A 21,920-nucleotide genomic window follows, 5' to 3' on the forward strand; every position below is an offset into this window, starting at 1 on the left:
ACCGGCCTGTGGACCGCAATCCCGATCTGTTGCGCAAAAGCACCGCAAGAGCAGGTTTCCCGGGTGGAGGCATGACCATTCCGTCGCGTCATCTTGTCTTTTGCCGCGACACACCCCATCATCTGAGTGTCTTCAACGAACTGAAAGGAGGTGATCCGATGTCGAGTGATTTCGTTTTCCATAACGTGAGCTCTGCGGATTGCACTTTCGGGAAGCAGTCTTCCCGTTAAGGCGCGAGACGCGCGGCAGGTAGCCCGATGGGGCTGCCGCCAGAAGCCGCGTCATGGACGGAAACACGGAAGGCCGCCGGCTTCGTCAAGAAGCGGCGGCCTTTTCCTTTTCTTTGCGATAAACCCCGCTACCTGGTCACCGTCAAATTGTCGATGTTGCGCACGATATCCTGGAAGGCCTGGTCAAGCTCGGCGCCGTTGGCCGCCTGATAGAAATGCTTGCTGTTGCCGCTATCGGGGCTGGCGCAGGATTGCAGCGTCGACTTGGCGTTCTTCTCCGTAAGGGCAAAGCCGATGGTGAATATCTCGATGCCTTGGTCGCGCATCGCCGCGCAGAGCGTTGTCGCGGCCGTGCGCGTCTGTACCTTGCCGGCGTCGTTATAGACCTGACTCGCGTCGCTGGCGTCGAAATAGGACAGGTTGAATTCGCCGTCGGTCATCAGGATCACATATTTGGCCACCTTCTTAGGATCCAGCTTGGCCGGCCGTTGCGAGGCGTTCATCACACTGCCCCAGTTTTCCGAGAGCATATACCAGGCCCACTGAATCCCGATATGACCGGCGGTGCCGCCGGAGGCGACGAGATCCTTGATGACATTGTTCAGCGTAGAGGCATTCGCCGTCAGCGGCTGCAGCGTCGCGACCGGACAGGCTGCCGTATTGGTCTGCTTGGCGAAGGCCGACAGATAGAGGTCACGATTGACCATGCTGACGTCGGGACCGGCATCCGAGTACTGATAGGCGCTCTTGCGCTCGGTGGCGCAGTTGTCCGGCCGCGTCGACGCCGAGACATATTTCGGATCGTCATTGCCGGGCGCCTGCTTGCGCTCGCTGGCCTTGGTCTCGACAAAGACCGTGCTTGCGGCGAGCGAGCCGACATTGACCGAATTGGCATAAGGCACGATCGCCACCCGCACCCGCGGATTGGCGGCGTTCTGGCCGGCGAGGAAGGAATTGACCGCGTTGCTCGCCGCTGTCCTCAGGTCCTTGATCTTCTGGCCGGCCATCGAGCCGGTGACGTCGAGCATCATCGCCACCTCGACCGTCTTGTCCGAATAGAGCGCCGTGGTCGAGGACGTCACCCGTTGCATGTCGCCGATGCTGAACAGGGGGAAATAGAGGCTGAGATCGGTGTGCACATCCGCCTTCACCGTGCTGGCCGTCCTGTCGACGGTGAGTTTGTCCAGCACGATCCGGTTGGCCTGCAGGATGCCGGCCGCGCTGTTGGCGTCGAGGAACGCCTGCACCGTCTTGTTGGCGTCGGCTTCGGTGATGACGCCGAGGGTGAGATCGCGGGCCGTCGAGGTCACAGCGGCGTCGACGACGCCCTGCAGGCTCGATCTCGCATTGTAGAGCTGCGAGATATTGACCGCCAATCCCACCCCCAGCGCGAGGACCGATGCGGCAGCTCCGAACAGAACCGCGAAATTGCCTTCGCGATTGCGGGCAAAGCCGTCCACCCCACGAACGACGCCTCTGAACTGCCGCATCCCTTCCGCCTCCACTGTTTGCGGCACCGTGCCGCACGACAAAGGCGTTGCAGGATTTCGGCCAGACCCGGCCAACGACCCGCCGAAAGATGCTTAACGGCAGGTTAATCCATTGTTTTTGCTGGCTTTCGGCAAATCCTAGAGTGAACGGGAAGTAAACGAAAATACGCTGGCCAAGCGACCTTCATGAAGTGCTTACCATGATCTCGAAGGCTGTCGCGGTCGTTCTCTCTTCGGCACAATCGAACTGTGCCGAAGCGGGTCAGCGGCAGCCATAAAACAGGCGCAGCGCAGGGTCTGTTGAAAACCAGGTCAGGCCGGCATCAAAGGAGCATCTGCGCGCTGACCGTCCGATCGATGCCATGATGCGGAGGATTGAAGCGGTTGCCTTCCTGCTCGTAGGTCCAGACCTTGAACAGGCTGAGCTGGTGCGGACCGAAACTGTGCAGCAGCGGCACGTCGGTGGCGTCGCGGCCGCGCGCAATGACGACGCGGCCGATGCGCGGGCAGTTGTGGCGCGGATCGAACGTGTACCATTTGCCGTCGAGGAAAACTTCCATCCAGGCCGAGAAGTCCATCGGTGCCGGATCGGCCGGCACGCCGATATCGCCGAGATAGCCGTTCACGTAGCGGGCCGGAATGTTGATGCATCGGCAAAGCGCGATCGCCAGATGCGCGAAGTCGCGGCACACGCCGACGCGCTCCTCATGCGCCTGGGCCGCCGTGCGCGTGGCGCGCGCATAGCCGTAGCCGAAGGAAAGTCTGCTGTTGACATAATCGACGATCGCCTGCACCCGCGCCCAGCCAGGCGGCAAATGGCCGAAAAGCTGCCAGGCGATGTCGCTGAGGTGGTCGGTCTCGCAGTAGCGGCTGCCGAGCAGATAGACCAGCACGTCGTCGGGCAGTTCCGCGACCGGCGTTTCGCGCGCCAACGTATTGACTTCATCGGTCTCGCCGCTGTCCTCGATCGTCGCATCGTAGAGGATGCGGAAGCTTCCGGCGGGCGCCGTGAAGCGACGGCAGATATTGCCGTGGCGGTCGCGATAGGTCCGGGTCGGCACCGAGGGCGAGGTCAGAACCCGCGTCTGTCGCTTGATGTCGGCATGCCGTTCGGCATGGACGTCGAGAAGCGAGATGATCGGCGTCACCGCCGCGCATTCGATGGCGATTTCATATCCGAGCCGGATCAGCATCGCATGCCCCCCTTCGTGATTTTGGAAAGACTGCTTGTTCAACGCCGCGAGCCGGAGCCGGTTCCGGCGCAGAGTCGAAATGGCGGCGTCTGGAGCAATTCAGGAAAAGTGCGCAGCGGTTTTCGATCCGCAATTGCGTAGAAACAAGAAGTGAGAACAGGTCAGCGTTCCATCAACGCTGACCTGTTCTCTTCTCAGGCGGTCCTGCCCGGGCTAAACTGCGCTTTACGTTTCGCCCTCCCCGAAAACGATTCTCCAGGACATCCGATGTTTGCAGGCTCAAAATTCGCCGCCTTCCTATTCGACATGGACGGCACGGTGCTCAACTCGATCGCCGCGGCGGAACGGGTGTGGACGGCATGGGCAAACAGGCATGGCCTCGACGTGGCGGCTTTCCTGCCCACGATCCATGGCAGGCGAGCGCGCGAGACGATCGCCGCGCTGAGGCTTCCGGGTGTCGATCCGCTGGCGGAGGCGGATTTGCTGCTCAAGGCCGAGGCGGATGACCTCGAAGGCATCGTCCCGATCCCCGGCGCCGTCGCGTTTTTGCAATCGCTGCCGCCAGAGCGCTGGGCGATCGTCACCTCGGCGCCGCGCGAGCTGGCGCTGCTGCGCATCAAGGCGGCCGGCATCCCGGTTCCCGCCATGATGGTGACCGCGGAAGACGTCACCCATGGCAAGCCGGCGCCGGACTGCTTCCTTCTGGCGGCAAGGCGTCTCGGCATCGAGGCGCGCGACTGCCTGGTCTTCGAGGATGCGCCGGCGGGCATAGCGGCGGGCGAGGCTTCCGGCGCCTCGGTGATGGTGATCAGCACCACCCATGTCCACCCGCTCGTCACGCCGCACCCGACAATCCGTTCCTATGACGAAATCGCCATTGCGACGGACGATAAGGGCTGGATCGCCCTCGCGCCCGAGCGGGCCGTTGCTTAAAAGTCGCTGGTGAGACCCTTGACCTCCCAGTCGCCGTAGCGGCCAGGTTCCTTGCCGCCGCGGCCGCCGATCTCCTTCGGCAACTGCGCTTCCGCCACTCGATACTTTTGACGACGCGCTTCGGCCTCTGCTAGCGCCCGCTGCGCTTCGGGCGCCAGCGTCTTTTGCAGCTCTTCGGTCGTTGCAACCGCTTCGGTTTTGCTTGGCTCTTCGGTCATGCGATACTCCCGCCGATTGAAACGAAGCCCGGCCTCTCCCATCATATAGCCATGACGACAGAAGGATCGACCCCCATTAATGAGCATCGGAATATTCCGAAAACCGGATTCCACTTTTCGGTCCGATGCTCTGGCCCCCTCCGCCACCACGTCAGACGGATGAAACGATGAACACGCTTCGCACCACCATGCTTCTTGCCGCGATGACGGCGCTGTTCATGGGCGTCGGCTATCTGATCGGCGGCCCGGGCGGCATGGTCATCGCGCTTCTGATCGCCGCCGGCACCAATCTGTTCAGCTATTGGAACGCCGACAAGATGGTGCTGTCGATGAACCGCGCCGTCGAGGTCGACGAGAAGAGCGCGCCCGAATATTACGCGATCGTGCAGGCGCTGGCCAAGCAGGCCGGCCTGCCAATGCCGAAGACCTATCTGATCGACAACCCGCAGCCCAACGCCTTCGCCACTGGCCGCAACCCGGCGAATGCCGCGGTGGCGGCGTCCACGGGCCTGCTCCAGCGCCTCTCTCATGAAGAGGTCGCGGCGGTGATGGCGCATGAGCTTGCGCATGTGCAGCATCGCGACACGCTGACCATGACGATCGTAGCCACGCTTGCCGGCGCCATTTCGATGCTCGGCAATTTCGCTTTCTTCCTCGGCGGCAGCCGGGAAAACAACAATCCGTTCGGCTTCGTCGGCGTGCTTGTGGCGATGATCGTCGCGCCCTTCGCCGCGATGATCGTGCAGATGGCGGTGAGCCGCACGCGCGAATACGAAGCCGACCGGCGCGGCGCCGAGATCTGCGGTCACCCGCTATGGCTTGCTTCGGCGCTCAACAAGATCGCGCGCGGCGCCGAACAGATTCCCAATCCGGACGCCGAGCGCAATCCGGCTATGGCGCATCTTTTCATCATCAACCCGCTCCACGGCGAGCGCATGGACAATCTGTTTTCGACCCATCCGAACACGGAGAACCGCATCGCTGCCTTGCAGGAGATGGCGCGCGCGATGGGCGAGGCCGCGCCGGCTAATCGGCGCGAGGCTTCCGCGCCGCCCATCCAGCCCGAGGAGCCATCAGCAGGGCCATGGGGCAAGCCGGCAGATGCGGCCTCAGAGGCTGGGCCGGCGCCGCCAAAGCCCAATCCTTGGGGGCGCAACCCGACCGGACCGCGCAATGTCCGGCCGAAGGGTCCCTGGTCATGACGCCGCCGAGGCGCGGACAGCCAGGCAATCCGCAACACAAGGATGGCGACGAGAACGTCGCCGGCCTTGTGGCGCGCAAGGCGGCCGCGCGCCTGCTTGCCGCCGTCATCGACGCGCATACGCCGCTCGATGGCCTGACCGACAACGAGCACGGCCACCCGCAATACAGGGCGCTGGACGGCCGCGACCGGGCGCTGGTGCGCGCCATCCTGGTCACGGCGCTGCGCTATCGCATGACCATTGCCGGGCTGCTGGCCAGGCGCCTGGAAAAGCCACTGCCGGCCAATGCCACCGCGCTCTCGCATATCCTCAACGTCGCCACCGCGCAGATCCTGTTCCTCGATGTTCCCGACAGCGCCGCCGTCGACCTTGCCGTGACCCACGCCAAGTCCGATCCGCGAACACTGCGCTTCTCCGGCCTCGTCAACGGCGTGCTGCGTTCGCTGGCGCGCGCCAAGGAGGCCGAACTTGCCCCGGCGCTTGTCGCCACCAGCGAGGCGCCGCAATGGTTTTCGCAGCGGCTGACCGCCGCCTACGGAGCCGACAGGGCGCGCGCCATTCTTGCCGCGCATCGTCATGAGGCGCCGGTCGATTTCACGGTCAAGGCCGATCCGGCGGTCTGGGCCGAGCGCCTGGGCGGCATCGTGCTGCCGACCGGCACGGTGCGTGTCGAAAAGCTCTCCGCCAATGTCATCGACCTGCCCGGTTTCGCCGACGGTGCTTGGTGGGTTCAGGATACCGCGGCAAGCCTGCCGGCGCGCCTGTTCGGCGACATCCGCGGACAGCGCGTCGCCGACCTGTGCGCAGCGCCCGGCGGCAAGACGGCGCAGCTTATCCTGGCCGGCGCCGAGGTGACCGCGGTCGACACCTCGAAGAGCCGGCTGGCGCGGCTCAGTCAGAATCTCGAGCGCCTCGGCCTGACCGCCGAACTCGTCCAGACCGACCTCCTGGATTACCGGCCGGCGCAATTGTTCGACGCCGTGCTGCTCGACGCACCCTGCTCGTCGACCGGCACGGTACGCCGCCATCCCGACGTGCCCTGGACCAAGACCATGGCGGATGTCGAAAAGCTCGCCGATCTCCAGCGCCGCCTGCTTGCCCATGCCGTCGGTCTCGTCAGGCCCGGCGGCCGCATCGTCTTTTCCAACTGCTCGCTCGACCCGATCGAAGGCGAGGAACTCTATCGCGATTTCCTCGCCGGGAACCCCGGCGTGGACGCCGATCCGATCCGGCTTGGCGAAATTGCCGATATCGACCCATTCCTGACGCCGGAGGGCACGCTGCGCACCACGCCGGCCGACCTCGCGCTGGAATCGCCCGGGATTTCGGGCTTGGACGGCTTCTTTGCCGCGCGGATGAGACGGACCGATTGAAACGTTATCTCATAAAACTTGCTGACTTTTTTAGGGAAGACCCGGCCGTGGCCGCGTGAATTGGTTCACTTCGGCGAAATCCGCCTTCGCATAAGTTCTTGAATCGCATAAGCTTGTGCTCGGGTTATGGGGACATCAGGAGGGCTATTGGCACTTGTTGCCGGCAGCACGACGCGTCTATGGACGCTTGTCGCGAGGGAGTTCTGGCGCAAAACGCGCCGGCGCCTCCGCGCCGGCCCGGTCTATCGCTGGCGCTATTCCGGCCGCACGCCCGAACGTGTCCTGATCGCGCCGCCGGATCTGCGGCTCGCCGATCCGCAGATCGCGCTGGAGATCTATTACGGCCGCTACCCGCTGTCCGGCCATCTGGTCGAGACCGGCGGCACATCGCCCTTCCAGCTCGACGTGCCCAATCGCGGCTGGCAGAAATCGCTGCATGGCTTCCGCTGGCTGCGCCACATGCGCGCCACCGGCACCGAGCTTGCCGCCGCCAACGCCAGGGCGCTCGTCACCGACTGGATCGCCATGCACGGCAATCAGATCTCCGGCATCGCCTGGGAGCCGGGCACGACGGCCAAACGGGTGATCGCCTGGCTGCAGCATTCCTCGGTGGTGCTGCAAGGCGCCGAATTCCCCTTCTATCGCGCCTTCCTGAAATCGCTCGCCGTGCAGATCCGCTATCTCCGCTCGATGGCGCGCGAGATGCCGGATGGCGAGGCCAGGCTGCGCGCCCGCATCGCGCTTGCCTTCGCCGCGCTGTCCTTGCCGGCGCCGGCCTCGGCGCTGCGCGCCGCGACACGCAACCTGGCCGAGGAGCTGGAACATCAGATCCTGCCCGATGGCGGCCATATTTCGCGCAAGCCGATGGCGGTGCTGGAGCTGCTGGCCGATCTTCTACCGTTGCGCCAGACCTATGCCAACCAGGCCGAGGCACCGCCGTCGGCCTTGATCGGCGCCATCGACCGCATGTTGCCGGCGCTGCGTTTCTTTCGTCACCAGGACGGCAGCCTCGCCCGCTTCAACGGCATGGGCGCCACCATCCACGACCGCATCGCCACCATCCTGCGCCATGACGACACGGTGGGCGCGCCGCTGCTGCACGCGCCGCACTCCGGCTACGAGCGCCTGTCGATGGGCGGCGTGACGGTGATCGCCGACACCGGCCTGCCGCCGCCGGTCGACGTCTCCAACGCCGCGCACGCCGGCTGCCTTGCCTTCGAACTCTCCTCCGGGCGCCAGCACTTCATCGTCAATGCCGGCATCGACACCTACGGCGCCCCGGAATTCCGGCCGCTGGCGCGCGCCACCGCCGCGCATTCGACCGCCACGCTCAACGACACCTCGTCGGCGCGCTTCAGCCATTCGCTGCGCGTCAGCGATCTGCTGGGCTCGCCGCTGATCGGGGGCCCGCAGCACGTGCCCTGCAAGCGCCTCGACCAGAAGGGCGTGCACGGCTTCGTCGCCCGCCACGACGGCTATGCCCAGCAATTCGGTTTCCTGCATGAGCGCGAGCTGAAGCTGACCACGAACGGCAACGTGCTTGCCGGCCGCGACCGTTTCCTGCGCCCGGGCAATGCCGCGATCCGCAACAACGGCCGCGACTTCGTCACGGTGCGCTTCCACGTCCACCCCGACATCAGCCTGCTGCAGGACGACCACGACCGCCTGACGCTCGCCGCCGCGCAGGGCGACACCTGGGTTTTCACCTGCGCCGAAGTGGCGCCGGAGGTCGAGGAATCGATCTACTTCGCCGGACTGAGCGGCCCGCGCCGCAGCCGGCAGATCGTGCTTGCCTTCAAGGCCTCGGAGATTGCCGAGGTCCACTGGCAGCTGACCCGCACCGGCATCGCCGGCCATCCGGAAAACAACTGAGCCTGGCCGGCAGAACGGGCTGCGCGCCTGATGCCAGACCCACTTGATTTCCGGGGCTCATATGCTAGGGCCGGCCAACGTCCCCTTCCAACAGCTCCGAAAGGCCGCCTGTCCATGGCCGTGCCCACAAAAAACATTCCGGCGCCCGACCTTGTTCCGGTGCGCCGGGCGCTGCTTTCCGTCTTCGACAAGACCGGGCTCATCGCCTTTGCCAGGGCGCTCGCCGCCGCCGGCGTCGAGCTGGTTTCGACGGGCGGCACGGCGAAGGCCATCGCCGAGGCGGGCCTGGCGGTCCGCGACGTTTCCGAGCTCACCGGCTTTCCCGAGATCATGGACGGCCGGGTCAAGACCTTGCATCCGTCGGTGCATGGCGCGCTGCTCGGCATCCGCGACGATGCCGAGCATGCCAAGGCCATGCGCGACCATCGCATCGAGCCGATCGACCTTGTCGTCTCGAACCTCTACCCGTTTGAAGAGGTCCGCCACTCCGGCGCCGGCTATGCCTCGATCGTCGAGAACATCGACATCGGCGGACCGGCGATGATCCGCGCCGCGGCCAAGAACCACGCCTATGTCGCCATCGTCACCGATCCGGCCGACTATGCGTCCGTCGTCAACGCGCTGGAGATGAACCTCGGCTCGCTGTCGCTCGACTTCCGCAAGATGCTGGCGGCCAAGGCCTTTGCCCGCACCGCCACCTATGACGCCGCGATCTCCGGCTGGTTCGCCGAGGCACTGCAGATCGAGCACCCGGCCTGGCGCGCCTTCGGCGGCCGTCTCGACCAGGTGATGCGCTATGGCGAGAACCCGCACCAGGGCGCCGGCTTCTACCTGTCGGGCGACAAGCGGCCGGGCGTCGCCACCGCCAGGCAGTTGCAGGGCAAGCAGCTCTCCTACAACAACATCAACGACACCGACGCGGCTTTCGAGCTGGTCGGCGAGTTCGATCCCGCCCGCTCGGCGGCGATCGCCATCATCAAGCACGCCAACCCTTGCGGAGTCGCCGAGGGTGAGACGTTGAAGGCGGCATACGCCAAGGCGCTGGCCTGCGATCCGGTCTCGGCCTTTGGCGGCATCGTCGCCATGAACCGCATCCTCGACGCTGAGGCGGCGCGGGAAATCGTGAAAACCTTCACCGAGGTCATCATCGCGCCCAACGCGACCGACGAGGCAGCCGCGATCGTCGCCGCGAAGAAGAACCTGCGCCTACTGGTCACCGGCGGCCTGCCCGATCCGCGCGCCGCCGGCACAACAGCGAAGTCGGTCGCCGGCGGGCTGCTGGTGCAAAGCCGCGACAACGCCGTGGTCGACGATCTCGAGCTGAAGGTGGTGACGAAGCGCGCGCCGACGCCGGCCGAACTGGCGGACCTCAAATTCGCCTTCCGCGTCGCCAAGCACGTCAAGTCCAACGCCATCGTTTATGCGAAGGATGGCGCCACGGTCGGCATCGGTGCCGGCCAGATGAGCCGCGTCGATTCCTCGCGCATCGCCGCCCGCAAGGCGCTGGACGCGGCGGAAGCCGCCGGCCTCGCCGAACCGCTGACCAAGGGCTCCGTCGTTGCCTCCGACGCCTTCTTCCCCTTCGCCGACGGCCTTCTCACGGCGATCGAGGCCGGCGCCACGGCCGTCATCCAGCCCGGCGGCTCGATGCGCGACGAGGACGTCGTCGCCGCCGCCGACGAGCACGGCATCGCCATGGTGTTCACGGGCGTAAGGCATTTCAGGCATTGAGGCTCGGCGCGAAGATGCTTCAAGAATTCGCTCCGCTGAGTCTATTGGTGCGGTTTTCGAGAACCGGAGCGGAGCGGACATTCAGGTCCGTGAGCACCGGAAGCGCAGAAAACCGCGGCAAGCGGCCAGCGGAGTAGAATTATCGAAGCATTTCTTTCGGCCTGTCCGCCGGATAGGGTGTGCCCGCCAGGATCGCCATGCCGATGCCGAGAAACAGGATGATCGCCGCCATGCCGAGGCGTGGTGAATCGCTCACGGTGGTGATGGTCGCCACCATAAACGGCGCCAGGAAGCTGGTCGCGCGTCCCGCCAGCGCATAGATGCCGAAATAGCGGCCCGACTCGGCGGCGGTCACGCTGCGCGCCATGTAGGAACGCGACGACGCCTGCACCGGCCCGAAAGCGAGCCCGATCAGCAGCCCATAAAGGATATAGGCCTTTTCGGCCGCGGTGCCGAACAGGCCGCCTGAATCGGCGGTCGACAGCGGGATCAGGCCGAGCAGCGTGAAGCCCGGACCGGTCGAGACGACGCCGATCGTGGCGACCGAGAGCATCACCAGCGCGATCATCACCACGTGCTTCGAGCCGAGCGCGGTATCGAGCCGCGCCGCGATCCAGCAGCCGAAGATGGCGACGACGTTAAGGATGATGCCGAACAGACCGATCTCGGTGATCGACCAGCGGAACATGCCGGCCGCGAAGGTGCCGCCGAGCGCCAGCAGCGCATTGACGCCGTCCTGATAGATCATGCGCGCCAGCAGGAAGCGCAGGATGCCGCTGCGCTGGCGCACTTCCACCAGAGTAGACTTCAACTCGGACAGGCCCTCGCGCACCGCCGGGCCGATCGGGATTCCCTTGGCGGCGTCCGGCGTGAAGAAGAACATCGGCAGGATGAACAGGAAATACCAGCCGGCGGACATCGGCCCGGTGAAGCGCGCGTCCTCCCCGAGTTTCGGATCGAGTCCGAACAATGGATCGAGGCCGATGAGCGTCTTGCCGGTTTCGAGATTACCCGCCAGGAACAGCACCACGAAGATCAGCGCGATCATGCCGCCGAGATAGCCGAGCCCCCAGGCCATGTTGGATATCCGGCCGATCTCTTGCTTCGGCACCAGCCGCGGCATCATGGAATCGTTGAACACGGTGGAGAATTCGGCCGCCACCGAAGCCAGCGAAAACAAGAGCACGACCAGGAAAAGGTTCGAGCCCGGCGCCGCGAACCACAAAAGCGTGAGGCTGACGATCTTGATCGTCGCGAAGAAGGCGATCCACGGCTTGCGCGGCCCGGTCTGGTCTGCGATCGAGCCGAGCACCGGGGACAGCACCGCGATGACCAGGCCCGCGGCGGCGATACCATACCCCCAGGCGGCCTGCCCGGCTGTGGGATCACTGGCCATGCGCGAGACGAAATAGGGCCCGAAGATGAAGGTGGTGACGACGGTGAAGAAAGGCTGCGCCGCCCAGTCGAAGAACATCCAGCCCCAGATGCCGCGCCCCGATGTCCGCTGCACTGTCTCTACTGCCGCCATGCTGATTCCCTCGACCCGCCCGCGTCGGGAGCCATGTCTGCATGTTTTCAGGCAGCGATGCAAACGAACAAGCGCGGCGCCAATTCCTCGCCCCACGAAGGCGGCTACGCGATGCACGCATCTTCTGGCGTGACCGATCAGGCCGAGGCTTGATTGCCAGGTGGTTCCCCCAATCCGTCGCTGCTTCGCAGCGCCACCTTTCCCCCTCCGGAGGGAAGGGAAAGGAGCGTTGCTCGACGAGCATTGACGGCAAAAAGCTTGGGCGCCTTCCTCTACCCCGTCGATCGGGGGAGAGGTGGCTCGGCGAAGCCGAGACGGAGTGGGGGTCGACCCGCGCAGCATAGGATAACGCAAGCGCCAAGCTGCCATGCGCGCTATCGCCAAAGACCAGCCGCTTTGGCAGGGCGAGGAACTTCACATCCCCGTCAGGTCGCTCATCAGCCCCGACGCCACCGAGAGCCGCGACACGGTGATGTCGCCGCCTTCGGTCAGCGCCTGCAGCCGCTCGCGGATGCGCGCGACGCGTTCGCCGCCGGCCTCGAGCCATGCCCCGACCGGATCCGCCGCCGTGCCGTGCGCGGTGAGCGCCGCCACCGCGATGCCGCGCCGCGCCACGCCGATCGTGTCGGTCGCGCGCGACAGCGCCAACTGGTCGTAATAGTCGGGCGGCATGATCGAGCGCGCGGCTTCCTCGACGCGCGGGATGCGGAAGGCATCGCTGACGGCGAAGAACGCCTTGGCCGCATTGACGACGTCGGCATTGGCCGTGCGCGCGGTGAGCGCGACATCCGGAATCAGCTCGGCCACCTCGGCCAGAGCGAGCTGCCCGGCGAGCTTCTCCGGCGCGCCGCCCTTGAACAGGCCGTGCCGCCGCTCCTCGACGCGCTCGCGCGAGAAGGCCGGCAGCAGCGACGCCAGTTTCGGCTCCAGCGCCTTTCGCGCATCCTGCAATTCGGCGATGCGCTGGCCAAGCGGCGCGGAACCCGCTTCGTTCTTCAGGGACCAGCCGCTGGTCACGAAGATGAGCCGGCTGACCGCCTGGTAGAGATCGAGCTGGATCTGGCCGTCGATCTGGTTGTCGAGCGCGTCGATCTCCTTGTAGAGCGCCGGCAGCGCGAAGCCGTCGCGGACCACGGCGAAGGTGCGCACGACATCGGCCGCCGTGCGGCCGGTCGCTTCCTGCAGCCGGTTGACGAAGGTCGGACCGCCGCGATTGACTAGATCGTTGGCGACGACGCGCGCGATGATCTCGCGCCGCAGCCGGTGGTCGCGGATCTCGCCGGCGAATTTCCTCGCCATGCGTTCCGGGAAATAGCCCATCAGGTCGCGGTCGAAATGTTCCTCGTCCGGCACGTCGCTGGCGACGATGTCGGAGAACAGCACGATCTTGGCATAGGCGAGCAGCACGCCGAGCTCGGCCCTGGTCAGCGGCTCACCGCGCGCCTCGCGTTCGGCAAGCGCCGCCGGCGAAGGCAGCGTCTCGACCGCGCGGTCGAGCAGGCCGCGCGATTCCAGCGCCGTCATGAAACGGGCCTGGTGCGCGATGTCGGCAAGGCCGCGCTTGCGCGCCAGCGAGAGCGCCAGCGTCTGCTGATAGTTGTTGGAGAGTACCAGCGCGCCCACCTCGTCGGTCATCTCGGCGAGCAGCTTGTTGCGCGCCGGCCGCGTCAGCGAGCCCTTGCGCATGGCGGAAGCCAGCGCGATCTTGATGTTGACCTCGACGTCGGAGCAGTTGACGCCGCCCGAATTGTCGATGGCGTCCGAATTGCAGCGGCCGCCATTCAGGCCGAACTCGATGCGCGCCCGCTGCGTGACGCCGAGATTGGCGCCCTCGCCGATGACTTTCGCCCGGACATCGAGCGCGGTGACGCGGACGGCGTCGTTTGCCCGGTCGCCGACATCCTGGTTGCTCTCGCCCGAAGCCCGCACATAAGTGCCGATGCCGCCGAACCACAAAAGGTCGACCGGCGCCTTGAGGATGGCGTTCATGATCTCGACCGGCGTCGCCGTCGTCTTGGCGAGGCCGACGGCGGCGGCGGCCGCCGGCGGCAGCGTGATCGATTTCTGGTTGCGCGAGACGATGACGCCGCCTTCCGACAGCTTCGACTTGTCGTAGTCCTGCCAGGACGAGCGCGGCAGCGCGAACATGCGCACCCGCTCGGCCATCGATGCGGCCATGTCCGGATCGGGGTCGATGAAGATGTCGCGATGGTCGAAGGCTGCGATCAGCCTGGTCTGCGGCGACAAGAGCATGCCGTTGCCGAACACGTCGCCCGACATGTCGCCGACGCCCACCACGGTGAAGGGCGAGGTCTGGATGTCCCGGTTGATCTCGCGGAAATGCCGCTTCACCGCTTCCCAGGCGCCCTTGGCGGTGATGCCCATCTTCTTGTGGTCGTAGCCGGCCGAACCGCCGCTGGCGAAAGCGTCGTCCAGCCAGAAGTGGTGTTTTTCGGAAATGGCGTTGGCGGTATCGGAGAAGGTCGCGGTGCCCTTGTCGGCGGCGACGACGAAATAGGGATCGTCAGGATCGCGCCGCACCACGCCGGCCGGCGGGATGACGCCGTCGACGCCGATATTGTCGGTGATCGAGAGCAGGCTGGAGACGAAATTCTTGTAGGCCGAGGTGCCGGCTTCGAAGATGGCGTCGCGCCCGGCGCTCATCGGCAGCTTCTTCGGGTAGAAGCCGCCCTTGGCGCCGACCGGCACGATGACCGCGTTCTTCACCTGCTGCGCCTTCACCAGGCCTAGCACCTCGGTGCGATAGTCCTGGGCGCGGTCCGACCAGCGCAGGCCGCCCCGAGCCACCGGGCCGAAGCGCAGATGCACGCCTTCCACCTCCGAGCCATAGACGAATATTTCGCGCCATGGCCGCGGCGCCGGCAGGCCCTCGACCGCTTGCGAGTCCAGCTTGATCGCCAGCGATTGTCCCTTCGCTTTTGTATCGGATACGAAATGGTTGGTGCGCAGCGAGGCTTCGATGAGGTTCAGATAGCGGCGGATGATGGTGTCGTCATCGATATTGGGCACCTCCTCCAGCGCGTCCTTGATCTTGGCCTTGAGGTGCTTGGCGGCGACCGCGCCATCGCCCTCCGCCGTCGGGCCGAGCCGGGCGACGAACAGCGCATGCAGGCCGCGCGCGATCTCCGGATAGCGGTTGAGCGCGGCGGCGATGAAATCCTGGCTCTGCGGAATACCGGCCTGCTGCAGATAGCGGCCATAGGCGCGCAATATGGTGATCTCGCCCGACCACAGGCCGGCGGTCTGGGCCAGGCCGTTATAGCCGTCATTGTCGACATCGCCGCGCCAGACCGACAGGAACGCGTTCTCGAACAGCGCGCCGCCATCGGCGAGGTCTATTCGCGCGCCGTAGCTGTTCTCCAGCTCCATGTCGTGGATGAAGACCGTGCCCGCCGGATCGTCGCCGACCTCGAAGGTGCGCTCGCTGATGACGCGGAAGCCGATGTTTTCCAGCACCGGCACGCGCCGCGACAGCGCCACCGGACTGCCGAAATGATAGATTTTCAAAGCCGCCTGTTGCGGCTTCTGGTCGGCATGGCGGTAATAGTCGATGGCGATCGGATTGACGGCGTTGATTTTCGCGATGCGCCCGGCATCGGCCAACGCCACGGCGGCCGAGAAGGAGTCGCGATAGCTTTCGGGGAACCGCGCCGCGATCGCCTTCAGCGCCGGATCGCTGCCGGCGGCTTCCGCGGCTTCGGAGAGCGCGTCCTCCCAGGTGCGCACGATGTCGCGGATCGCCGCCTCGATCGTCGACTGCTCGACCTTCGGCGTCTTGCCGCCGGAACGGCCGATGATGAAATGCACGCGCGCCAGCCCGCCTTCCGGGAAGGCCGGGTAATAGGCCGACAACCGGCCTTCGAACGCGGTCTTGAGATAGGTGCCGACCTTCTCGCGCACGACGCTGTCGTAGCGGTCGCGCGGCACGAAAACGATGATCGAGACGAAGCGGTCAAACTGGTCGACGCGCACCAGCGCCCGCACGCGCGGCCGCTCGATCAGCCCGAGTATGGCGCCGGCATGCTTGCGCAGGATGGGAATGGGGACCTGGAACAGCTCGTCGCGCGGATAGCTTTCCAGGATGTTGATCAGCGCCTTGCCGGAATGATCGTGCGGATCGAAACCGGATTTCGAGATCACGGTCTCGGCCTTGGAGCGCAGATAGGGGATCTTCATCACCGAGCGCGTGTAGGCGGTCGAGGTGAACAGGCCGACGATGCGCAGCTCGCCCGCAAGCGCGCCTTTCGCCGTGTAGGTCTTGATGCCGATGTAATCGAGATAGATGCGGCGATGCACCGACGACTTGGCGTTGGCCTTGGTGACGATCAGCGGCTCCGGCCCGTGCAGGAAGGCGCGGATCTCCGGCGTCGTCGTCACCGCCTCCGTGCCGCGCCTCAACACCAGCACATCGGGATCCGAAAGGATGCCGAGGCCCGGCTTCTCGGCGCGCTCCAGCGAGCCGCTTTCCTCGCCGCCGGTATATTTGAACTCGCGCATGCCGAGGAAGGTGAAATTGTCGTCGCGCAGCCATTCTAGGAAGGCGATCGCCTCGGCGACGCTCTTCTTGTCGAGCGGCACCGCCGAATAGCGGAATTCGGAAATCGCCTGGTCGAGGCGGGCGAGCATGCGTTTCCAGTCGACGACGGCCGCCCGAACCTGCGAAAGCATCTTGCGCAGCCGCTCGGTGAGGCTCTTGGCCTGCTCGGCGTTCAGCCTTGGAATGTGGACATGGACGACACTCAGCCTGTCGTCGTCCTCCTTGCCGACATCGCCAAGCACCTCGACCACGCCATCCTTGCCGTGGCGGACGGTGACGATCGGATGGGTGACCAGCGTCGGCTCGCCGCTGATCTCGGTGATCTCGCCAAGGATGGAATCGAACAGGAACGGCATATTGTCGTTGACGACGGTGATGACCGTTACCGGCCGGCCGTCGCAAGCGACGCCCGAATCGGCTTCGACGGCGACGACGCTTTCGCCTTTCCTGTGGCCGGCGACCGCTTGGGCGGCGAGCTCGCCGGCGCGTTCGAGATCGGCCACGTCATAGGCCGCGATGTCCTCGGCGGGCGCCCGTGCCAGCAGATAGTCGGCAAGCCTTGCGGGTTTCTCCTCCGCTTTCGCGGCGGCGGCTTTCTTCTTCGGCTTGGATTTCACGCTGGCCATGACGCTTATTGCCTCCCGTGGCATGCTTTTGCGACTATGGTAGCCAGATGACTGCGGTTTGGCGACAAAGGTTTGACGACGCTTTAAAAAATTCGAGCCGACGCCATCGCCGCGCGAGGAGAGAATGACCATGACCGGCAAAATAACCGCGCTCGACCTTGTCCAGGCGGAACTCAGCGAGGCGACGAAAGCCTATTTCGACAAATGCCGGGAGAAGCTCGGCCTCGTACCCAACGTGCTCACCGCCTACGCCTTCGACGAGAAGAAGCTGCGCGCCTTCACCGACATGTACAACGATCTGATGCTCGGCGATTCCGGCCTTTCGAAGCTGGAGCGCGAGATGATCGCCGTGGTCGTCTCCTCGATCAACCACTGTTTCTATTGCCTGACCGCGCATGGCGCGGCGGTGCGCCAGCTGTCGGGCGAGCCGGCGCTCGGCGAGATGATGGTGATGAATTTCCGCGCCGCCGCGCTATCGCCGAAACAGACAGCGATGCTCGAATTTGCGGTCAAGCTGACCGAGGAGCCGGCCAGGATCGTCGAGGCCGACCGCGCCGCCTTGCGCCAGGCCGGCTTCACCGATCGCGATATCTGGGACATCGCCTCGACCGCCGCCTTCTTCAACATGTCGAACCGGGTGGCCGCCGCGGTCGACATGCGGCCCAACCCCGAATACCACGCCATGGCGCGGTAGCGGCCGCGGCTTTATATTAGCGATATCGAATTTTTCATTGCCCATCCCGCCATTTGGTCCGATGATCAGGATTGCGGCATAGCCGCACATCCGACTGCGGCGTAGCCGCATATTGCAAGCGGCGTGGCCGCATGCCGGTTCGACGCCGCCGACAAGGGAGGAGAACATGGCGAAATTTCTCTATGTCTATCACGGCTCCGGCAAGATGCCGACCGACGAAGCCGAACGGAAAGCGGCTATGGATGCCTGGACCGGCTGGTACGACAAGCTCGGCTCGGCAGTGGTCGACGGCGGCAATCCGGTCGGCATGTCGAAGACGGTGCTGCCGAGCGGCAAGATCGAGAACAATGGCGGCAGCAATCCGACCGCCGGCTACACCATCGTCGAGGCAAAAGACATCGACGACGCCGTCGCCAAGGCCAAGGACTGCCCGATCCTGATGGACCCTGCCTTCAGCGTGGAGATCGCGCCGATCATCGAGATGATGTAGCGCTTACGCGTTTTGATGCATGTCGTTATCCCAAAACCGCGGTGCACTTTGGGCGACATGCATTAGGAACGCGCCGCGATTGCCGCGGCCGCGCCCGCCATCGTCGTAGCGCTGACGCGGTTGGCGATCTTCATGGCGCGCTTGCTCTTCAGGAGCCGGCGCGCCTGCGATGCCGCCAGCACCCAGGCGAGGTCGATGACCACCAGCACGATAGCCATGGTCAGCGTCAGCTCGACCCAGCCGACAACGCTGACCGAGGCAAGATCGATGATGGTCGGCAGCAGCGCCAGATAGAACATCATGATCTTCGGGTTGCCGAGCGTCACCGCCATGCCGGCAAAGAACAGTTTCAGAGGCGAGTCCTCGCGCGGCATCTCGCCTTCCTTCGCCTCGACCGGCGCCGTCCACATCTTGAACGCCAGATAGGCGAGATAGGCGACGCCAACCCATTTCACGACGACGAAAGCGTAGTGGAAGGTCTGCGCCACGACGGCGAGCCCGAACACCGCCAGCGACAGCCAGACGGCTTCACCGATCCACATCGCCAGCAGGAACGGGAAGACGTCGCGGAACCCCTTCGAGATCACGCGCGCCACGAGTGCTGCGATCGACGGGCCGGGCGAGCCGGCGGCGACGAACAAAGCGGCGGCGAAGATCAGCAGCGAGGCGAGATGCATGGCGGACCTCTTGTGGCGAAGAACTCGACCCCGCGAGACTAGCGCAACCACCGGGATGGCGAAAGTCGGTCGGCTTGCCGGCTGGACGCCATGCGGTTAGAAGACCCACTCCGATATCCATTTTCGAGCTTCACTTTGCCTCAGTAACCGCCGGTCTCGCCAACTCCTCTGAATGCACCGCAGGCGCGGCCATTGGCGTGTCTGCTTCATCTCACGTGTTCTTCAGGCGGCGGTTCGAGACCGGTTTGGCATTGCTGAGCCGCCGCGTGTGACCCACGCCGACGCCTGACTTCCAACACACGCAGCCTTCGCCACGCCGTGCCAGCACGAGCATGATCCCGAACCAAAGGCCCACGTCAGCGAAAAGTGGTACCCGGTTTTCGGAAAAGATCATGCTCAACAAAAAGGGGCATCTCGGACATTGCCGGCCTGACGGACTTCCCGACGGGAAGGGCCTGCCGGCATGTCTACCTTGCGTGTCCACTGGACGATCGCGCCCGTAACCGCGCCTCGACCTCTGATCAACTGCAACCGCTGCACCGGCCTCAAGGCTTATCAATGCAGCGAGAAATTCCGCGTCAATGCCAACGGCAAGCGCATTGACGTCTGGCTGATCTATCGCTGCGTCGACTGCGACAACTGCTGGAATTTCGCCATCCTGGAACGGCGAAACCGCCGCGACATCGAGCCGGCGCTGCTCACGGCGTTTGAAAGCAACGATCCGGCGTTTGTCCGCCGCCATGCTTTCGATGCCGCCGCGCTGCGCGACCGGGCCGGCCGGATCGAGGAATCTCCCGACGTCACGGTCCGAAAGGAGCTTCTGGACGGCGAGCCGGGGCGCGCAGTCGCGCTCGCGCTCGAACTTCGTCTCGATGGCACGACACCTTTGCGGCTTGACCGCCGCCGGCGAATTCGGTCTTTCGCGGTCAAGGCTTCAGGCCCTGGACGACCGAAGGCGACTGACCATCGAACCGGATGGCGCCAAAGCCTTGCGCAAGCCGGTTCGCGACGGCCTGGCGGTGCGCGTCGATCTGGCCGAGGAGGCGGATTGCCGCGCTATCCTGTCGGCCGCGTGCCGCTGAAACGAAAAGAGGCAGCTTCCGCTCCCTCTTTGAACTTCGTCTGCAAAGCTTACGCCGCGCCCATCACCTTGGCGGCCTTTTCGAAACGCTTGCGCTCGTTCGGGTCGAGATAGAGCTTGCGGAGGCGAATGGTCTTCGGCGTCACCTCGACCAGCTCGTCGTCCTGGATCCAGGCCAGCGCCCGCTCCAGCGTCATGCGGATCGGTGGGGTCAGCTTCACCGCCTCGTCCTTGCCGGCGGCGCGGATGTTGGTGAGCTTCTTGCCCTTGAGCACGTTCACTTCGAGGTCGTTGTCGCGCGAATGGACGCCGATGATCATGCCCTGGTAGACCTTGACGCCCGGATCGATGATCATCGGGCCGCGGTCTTCGAGGTTCCACATCGCATAGGCGACCGATTCGCCCTGCTCGTTGGAGATCAGCACGCCGTTGGTGCGGCCGGGCAACTCGCCCTTGTAAGGCTCATAGGCGAAGAACAGGCGGTTCATCACGGCGGTGCCGCGCGTGTCGGTCAACAATTCGGACTGGTAGCCGATCAGGCCGCGCGTCGGTGCGTGGAAGACAAGGCGCTGGCGGTTGCCGCCGGATGGACGCAGCTCGACCATTTCGGCCTTGCGTTCCGACATCTTCTGCACGACGACGCCGGCATGCTCCTCGTCGACGTCGATGACGACTTCCTCGACCGGCTCCAGCAGCTGGCCGTCGTCGCCCTTCTGCATGACGACGCGCGGACGCGACACGGCAAGCTCGAAACCTTCGCGGCGCATCGTCTCGATCAGCACGGCGAGTTGCAACTCGCCGCGGCCGGAGACGAAGAAGGAGTCCTTCTCCGCCGATTCCTCGATCTTGAGCGCGACATTGCCCTCGGCCTCGCGCAGCAGGCGGTCGCGGATGACGCGGCTGGTCACCTTGTCGCCCTCGGTGCCGGCGAGCGGCGAGTCATTGACCAGGAAGGACATGGTGACGGTCGGCGGGTCGATCGGCTGCGCATGCAGCGGCTCGCTCACCGCCGGGTCGCAGAAAGTGTCGGCGACCGTGCCCTTCGACAGGCCGGCGATGGCCACGATGTCGCCCGCCTGGGCTTCCTCGATCGGCTGGCGCTCGAGACCGCGGAAGGCGAGGATCTTGGAGACGCGGCCGGTCTCGATCTGCGTGCCGTCATGGTGCAGCACCTTGACCGCCTGGTTGGCCTTCAGCGTGCCCGACTCGATGCGGCCGGTGATGATGCGGCCGAGGAACGGGTTGGCTTCGAGGATGGTGCCGATCATGCGGAATGGGCCGGGATGAACGGTCGGTGCCGGCACATGCTTGACGACCAGGTCGAACAGCGGGGCGAGACCCTGGTCCTTCGGGCCCTCGGGATTTTCAGACACCCAACCGTCGCGGCCCGAGCCGTAGAGGATCGGGAAATCGAGCTGCTCGTCGGTGGCGTCGAGGGCCGCGAACAGGTCGAACACCTCGTTGACCACTTCGATATGGCGGGCGTCCGGACGGTCGATCTTGTTGATGACAACGATGGGACGCAGGCCGACCTTGAGTGCCTTGCCGACCACGAACTTGGTCTGCGGCATCGGGCCTTCGGCGGCGTCGACGAGCACGATCGCCGAATCCACCATCGACAGGATGCGCTCGACCTCGCCGCCAAAATCGGCGTGTCCGGGCGTATCGACAATGTTGATGCGGGTGCCGTGCCAGTCGACCGAGGTCGCCTTGGCCAGGATCGTGATGCCGCGTTCCTTTTCGAGGTCGTTGGAATCCATGGCGCGCTCGGCGACGCGCTGGTTGTCGCGGAAGGCGCCGGACTGTTTCAGAAGCTGGTCGACCAGCGTGGTCTTGCCATGGTCGACGTGCGCGATGATCGCGATATTGCGGAGGTTCATTTTTCTGGTCTCGGGAACGTTGCAGGCAGCAGGCCCAAAAGCGCCGCCTTTTTCGGTTGCGCGGCTCATACAGGGTTTTTCGCAATTGCGAAAGGGGAGGCCCGGCTCCAAATACATGGTCACTGATTCTTAAACGTCTTGGTG

15 protein-coding genes are annotated in these 21,920 nt (G+C 65.0%); 8 read left to right on the plus strand and 7 right to left on the minus strand.

What is annotated here, in order from left to right; translation table 11 throughout:
- Positions 1-358 precede the first annotated feature (358 nt).
- Both FJW10_RS22980 and FJW10_RS22985 read right to left on the minus strand, forming a co-directional pair.
- Entirely contained in the window at positions 359-1,720 is a 1,362-nt protein-coding gene (locus FJW10_RS22980) for a pilus assembly protein (RefSeq protein WP_140901750.1), read from the minus strand.
- Positions 1,721-2,043: 323 nt separating this feature from the next.
- Positions 2,044-2,913 carry a transglutaminase family protein gene (locus FJW10_RS22985; RefSeq protein ID WP_140901751.1) on the minus strand — a complete coding sequence of 290 codons (870 nt, stop codon included), beginning with the start codon at positions 2,911-2,913 and terminating at the stop codon, positions 2,044-2,046.
- Positions 2,914-3,180: 267 nt separating this feature from the next.
- Between FJW10_RS22985 and FJW10_RS22990 the strand changes: the two genes are divergently transcribed.
- Complete coding sequence (locus tag FJW10_RS22990) at positions 3,181-3,846, plus strand: HAD-IA family hydrolase (RefSeq protein WP_140832746.1); 666 nt, start codon at positions 3,181-3,183, stop codon at positions 3,844-3,846.
- Here FJW10_RS22990 and FJW10_RS22995 read toward each other — a convergent pair.
- Positions 3,843-4,064, minus strand: coding sequence for a DUF1674 domain-containing protein (locus FJW10_RS22995; RefSeq protein ID WP_140832744.1), 222 nt, complete (start codon positions 4,062-4,064; stop codon positions 3,843-3,845). The genes FJW10_RS22990 and FJW10_RS22995 overlap by 4 nt on opposite strands.
- A 167-nt stretch (positions 4,065-4,231) precedes the next feature.
- Here FJW10_RS22995 and htpX point away from each other — a divergent pair, with 167 nt between their 5' ends.
- The 4 genes from htpX (at position 4,232) to purH (ending at position 10,242) form a co-directional block, all read left to right on the plus strand.
- Entirely contained in the window at positions 4,232-5,266 is a 1,035-nt protein-coding gene (gene htpX / locus FJW10_RS23000; protein WP_140901752.1) for a zinc metalloprotease HtpX, read from the plus strand.
- Positions 5,263-6,639 carry an RsmB/NOP family class I SAM-dependent RNA methyltransferase gene (locus FJW10_RS23005; protein ID WP_140901753.1) on the plus strand — a complete coding sequence of 459 codons (1,377 nt, stop codon included), beginning with the start codon at positions 5,263-5,265 and terminating at the stop codon, positions 6,637-6,639. Before htpX ends, FJW10_RS23005 begins: the two co-directional genes overlap by 4 nt.
- 147 nt (positions 6,640-6,786) lie before the next feature.
- Positions 6,787-8,511, plus strand: coding sequence for a heparinase II/III family protein (locus FJW10_RS23010; protein WP_140901754.1), 1,725 nt, complete (start codon positions 6,787-6,789; stop codon positions 8,509-8,511).
- A gap of 114 nt (positions 8,512-8,625) precedes the next feature.
- Positions 8,626-10,242 (plus strand): bifunctional phosphoribosylaminoimidazolecarboxamide formyltransferase/IMP cyclohydrolase, encoded by a 1,617-nt coding sequence (gene purH, locus FJW10_RS23015; RefSeq protein ID WP_140901755.1) that lies wholly within the window; start codon positions 8,626-8,628, stop codon positions 10,240-10,242.
- 139 nt (positions 10,243-10,381) lie between these two features.
- On the opposite strand, the gene FJW10_RS23020 is transcribed toward purH, so the two are convergent.
- Positions 10,382-11,770, minus strand: coding sequence for an MFS transporter (locus tag FJW10_RS23020; protein ID WP_140901756.1), 1,389 nt, complete (start codon positions 11,768-11,770; stop codon positions 10,382-10,384).
- A gap of 414 nt (positions 11,771-12,184) precedes the next feature.
- Positions 12,185-16,954, minus strand: a complete 4,770-nt coding sequence (locus tag FJW10_RS23025) for an NAD-glutamate dehydrogenase (RefSeq protein WP_140901757.1) — start codon at positions 16,952-16,954, stop codon at positions 12,185-12,187.
- 130 nt (positions 16,955-17,084) lie between these two features.
- On the opposite strand from FJW10_RS23025, the gene FJW10_RS23030 reads away from it, so the two are divergent.
- Positions 17,085-17,648: a peroxidase-related enzyme gene (locus FJW10_RS23030; RefSeq protein ID WP_140832733.1), complete on the plus strand. Its 564-nt coding sequence runs from the start codon at positions 17,085-17,087 to the stop codon at positions 17,646-17,648.
- Positions 17,649-17,814: 166 nt separating this feature from the next.
- Positions 17,815-18,138, plus strand: a complete 324-nt coding sequence (locus FJW10_RS23035) for a YciI family protein (protein ID WP_140832731.1) — start codon at positions 17,815-17,817, stop codon at positions 18,136-18,138.
- 62 nt (positions 18,139-18,200) lie between these two features.
- Here FJW10_RS23035 and FJW10_RS23040 read toward each other — a convergent pair whose 3' ends face one another.
- Entirely contained in the window at positions 18,201-18,815 is a 615-nt protein-coding gene (locus FJW10_RS23040; protein WP_140647002.1) for a LysE family translocator, read from the minus strand.
- A 463-nt stretch (positions 18,816-19,278) separates the two neighbouring features.
- Between FJW10_RS23040 and FJW10_RS23045 the strand changes: the two genes are divergently transcribed.
- Positions 19,279-20,010 (plus strand): DUF1062 domain-containing protein, encoded by a 732-nt coding sequence (locus FJW10_RS23045; protein ID WP_246674351.1) that lies wholly within the window; start codon positions 19,279-19,281, stop codon positions 20,008-20,010.
- Here the strand turns inward: FJW10_RS23045 and typA are convergent.
- The gene (typA, locus tag FJW10_RS23050; RefSeq protein ID WP_140901758.1) at positions 19,947-21,776 is read right to left on the minus strand and encodes a translational GTPase TypA; all 1,830 of its coding nucleotides are present in this window, start codon (positions 21,774-21,776) and stop codon (positions 19,947-19,949) included. The genes FJW10_RS23045 and typA overlap by 64 nt on opposite strands.
- Positions 21,777-21,920: the final 144 nt, after the last annotated feature.

It is taken from the genome of Mesorhizobium sp. B4-1-1 (genome assembly GCF_006439375.1).
Taxonomy (GTDB): Bacteria; Pseudomonadota; Alphaproteobacteria; order Rhizobiales; family Rhizobiaceae; genus Mesorhizobium.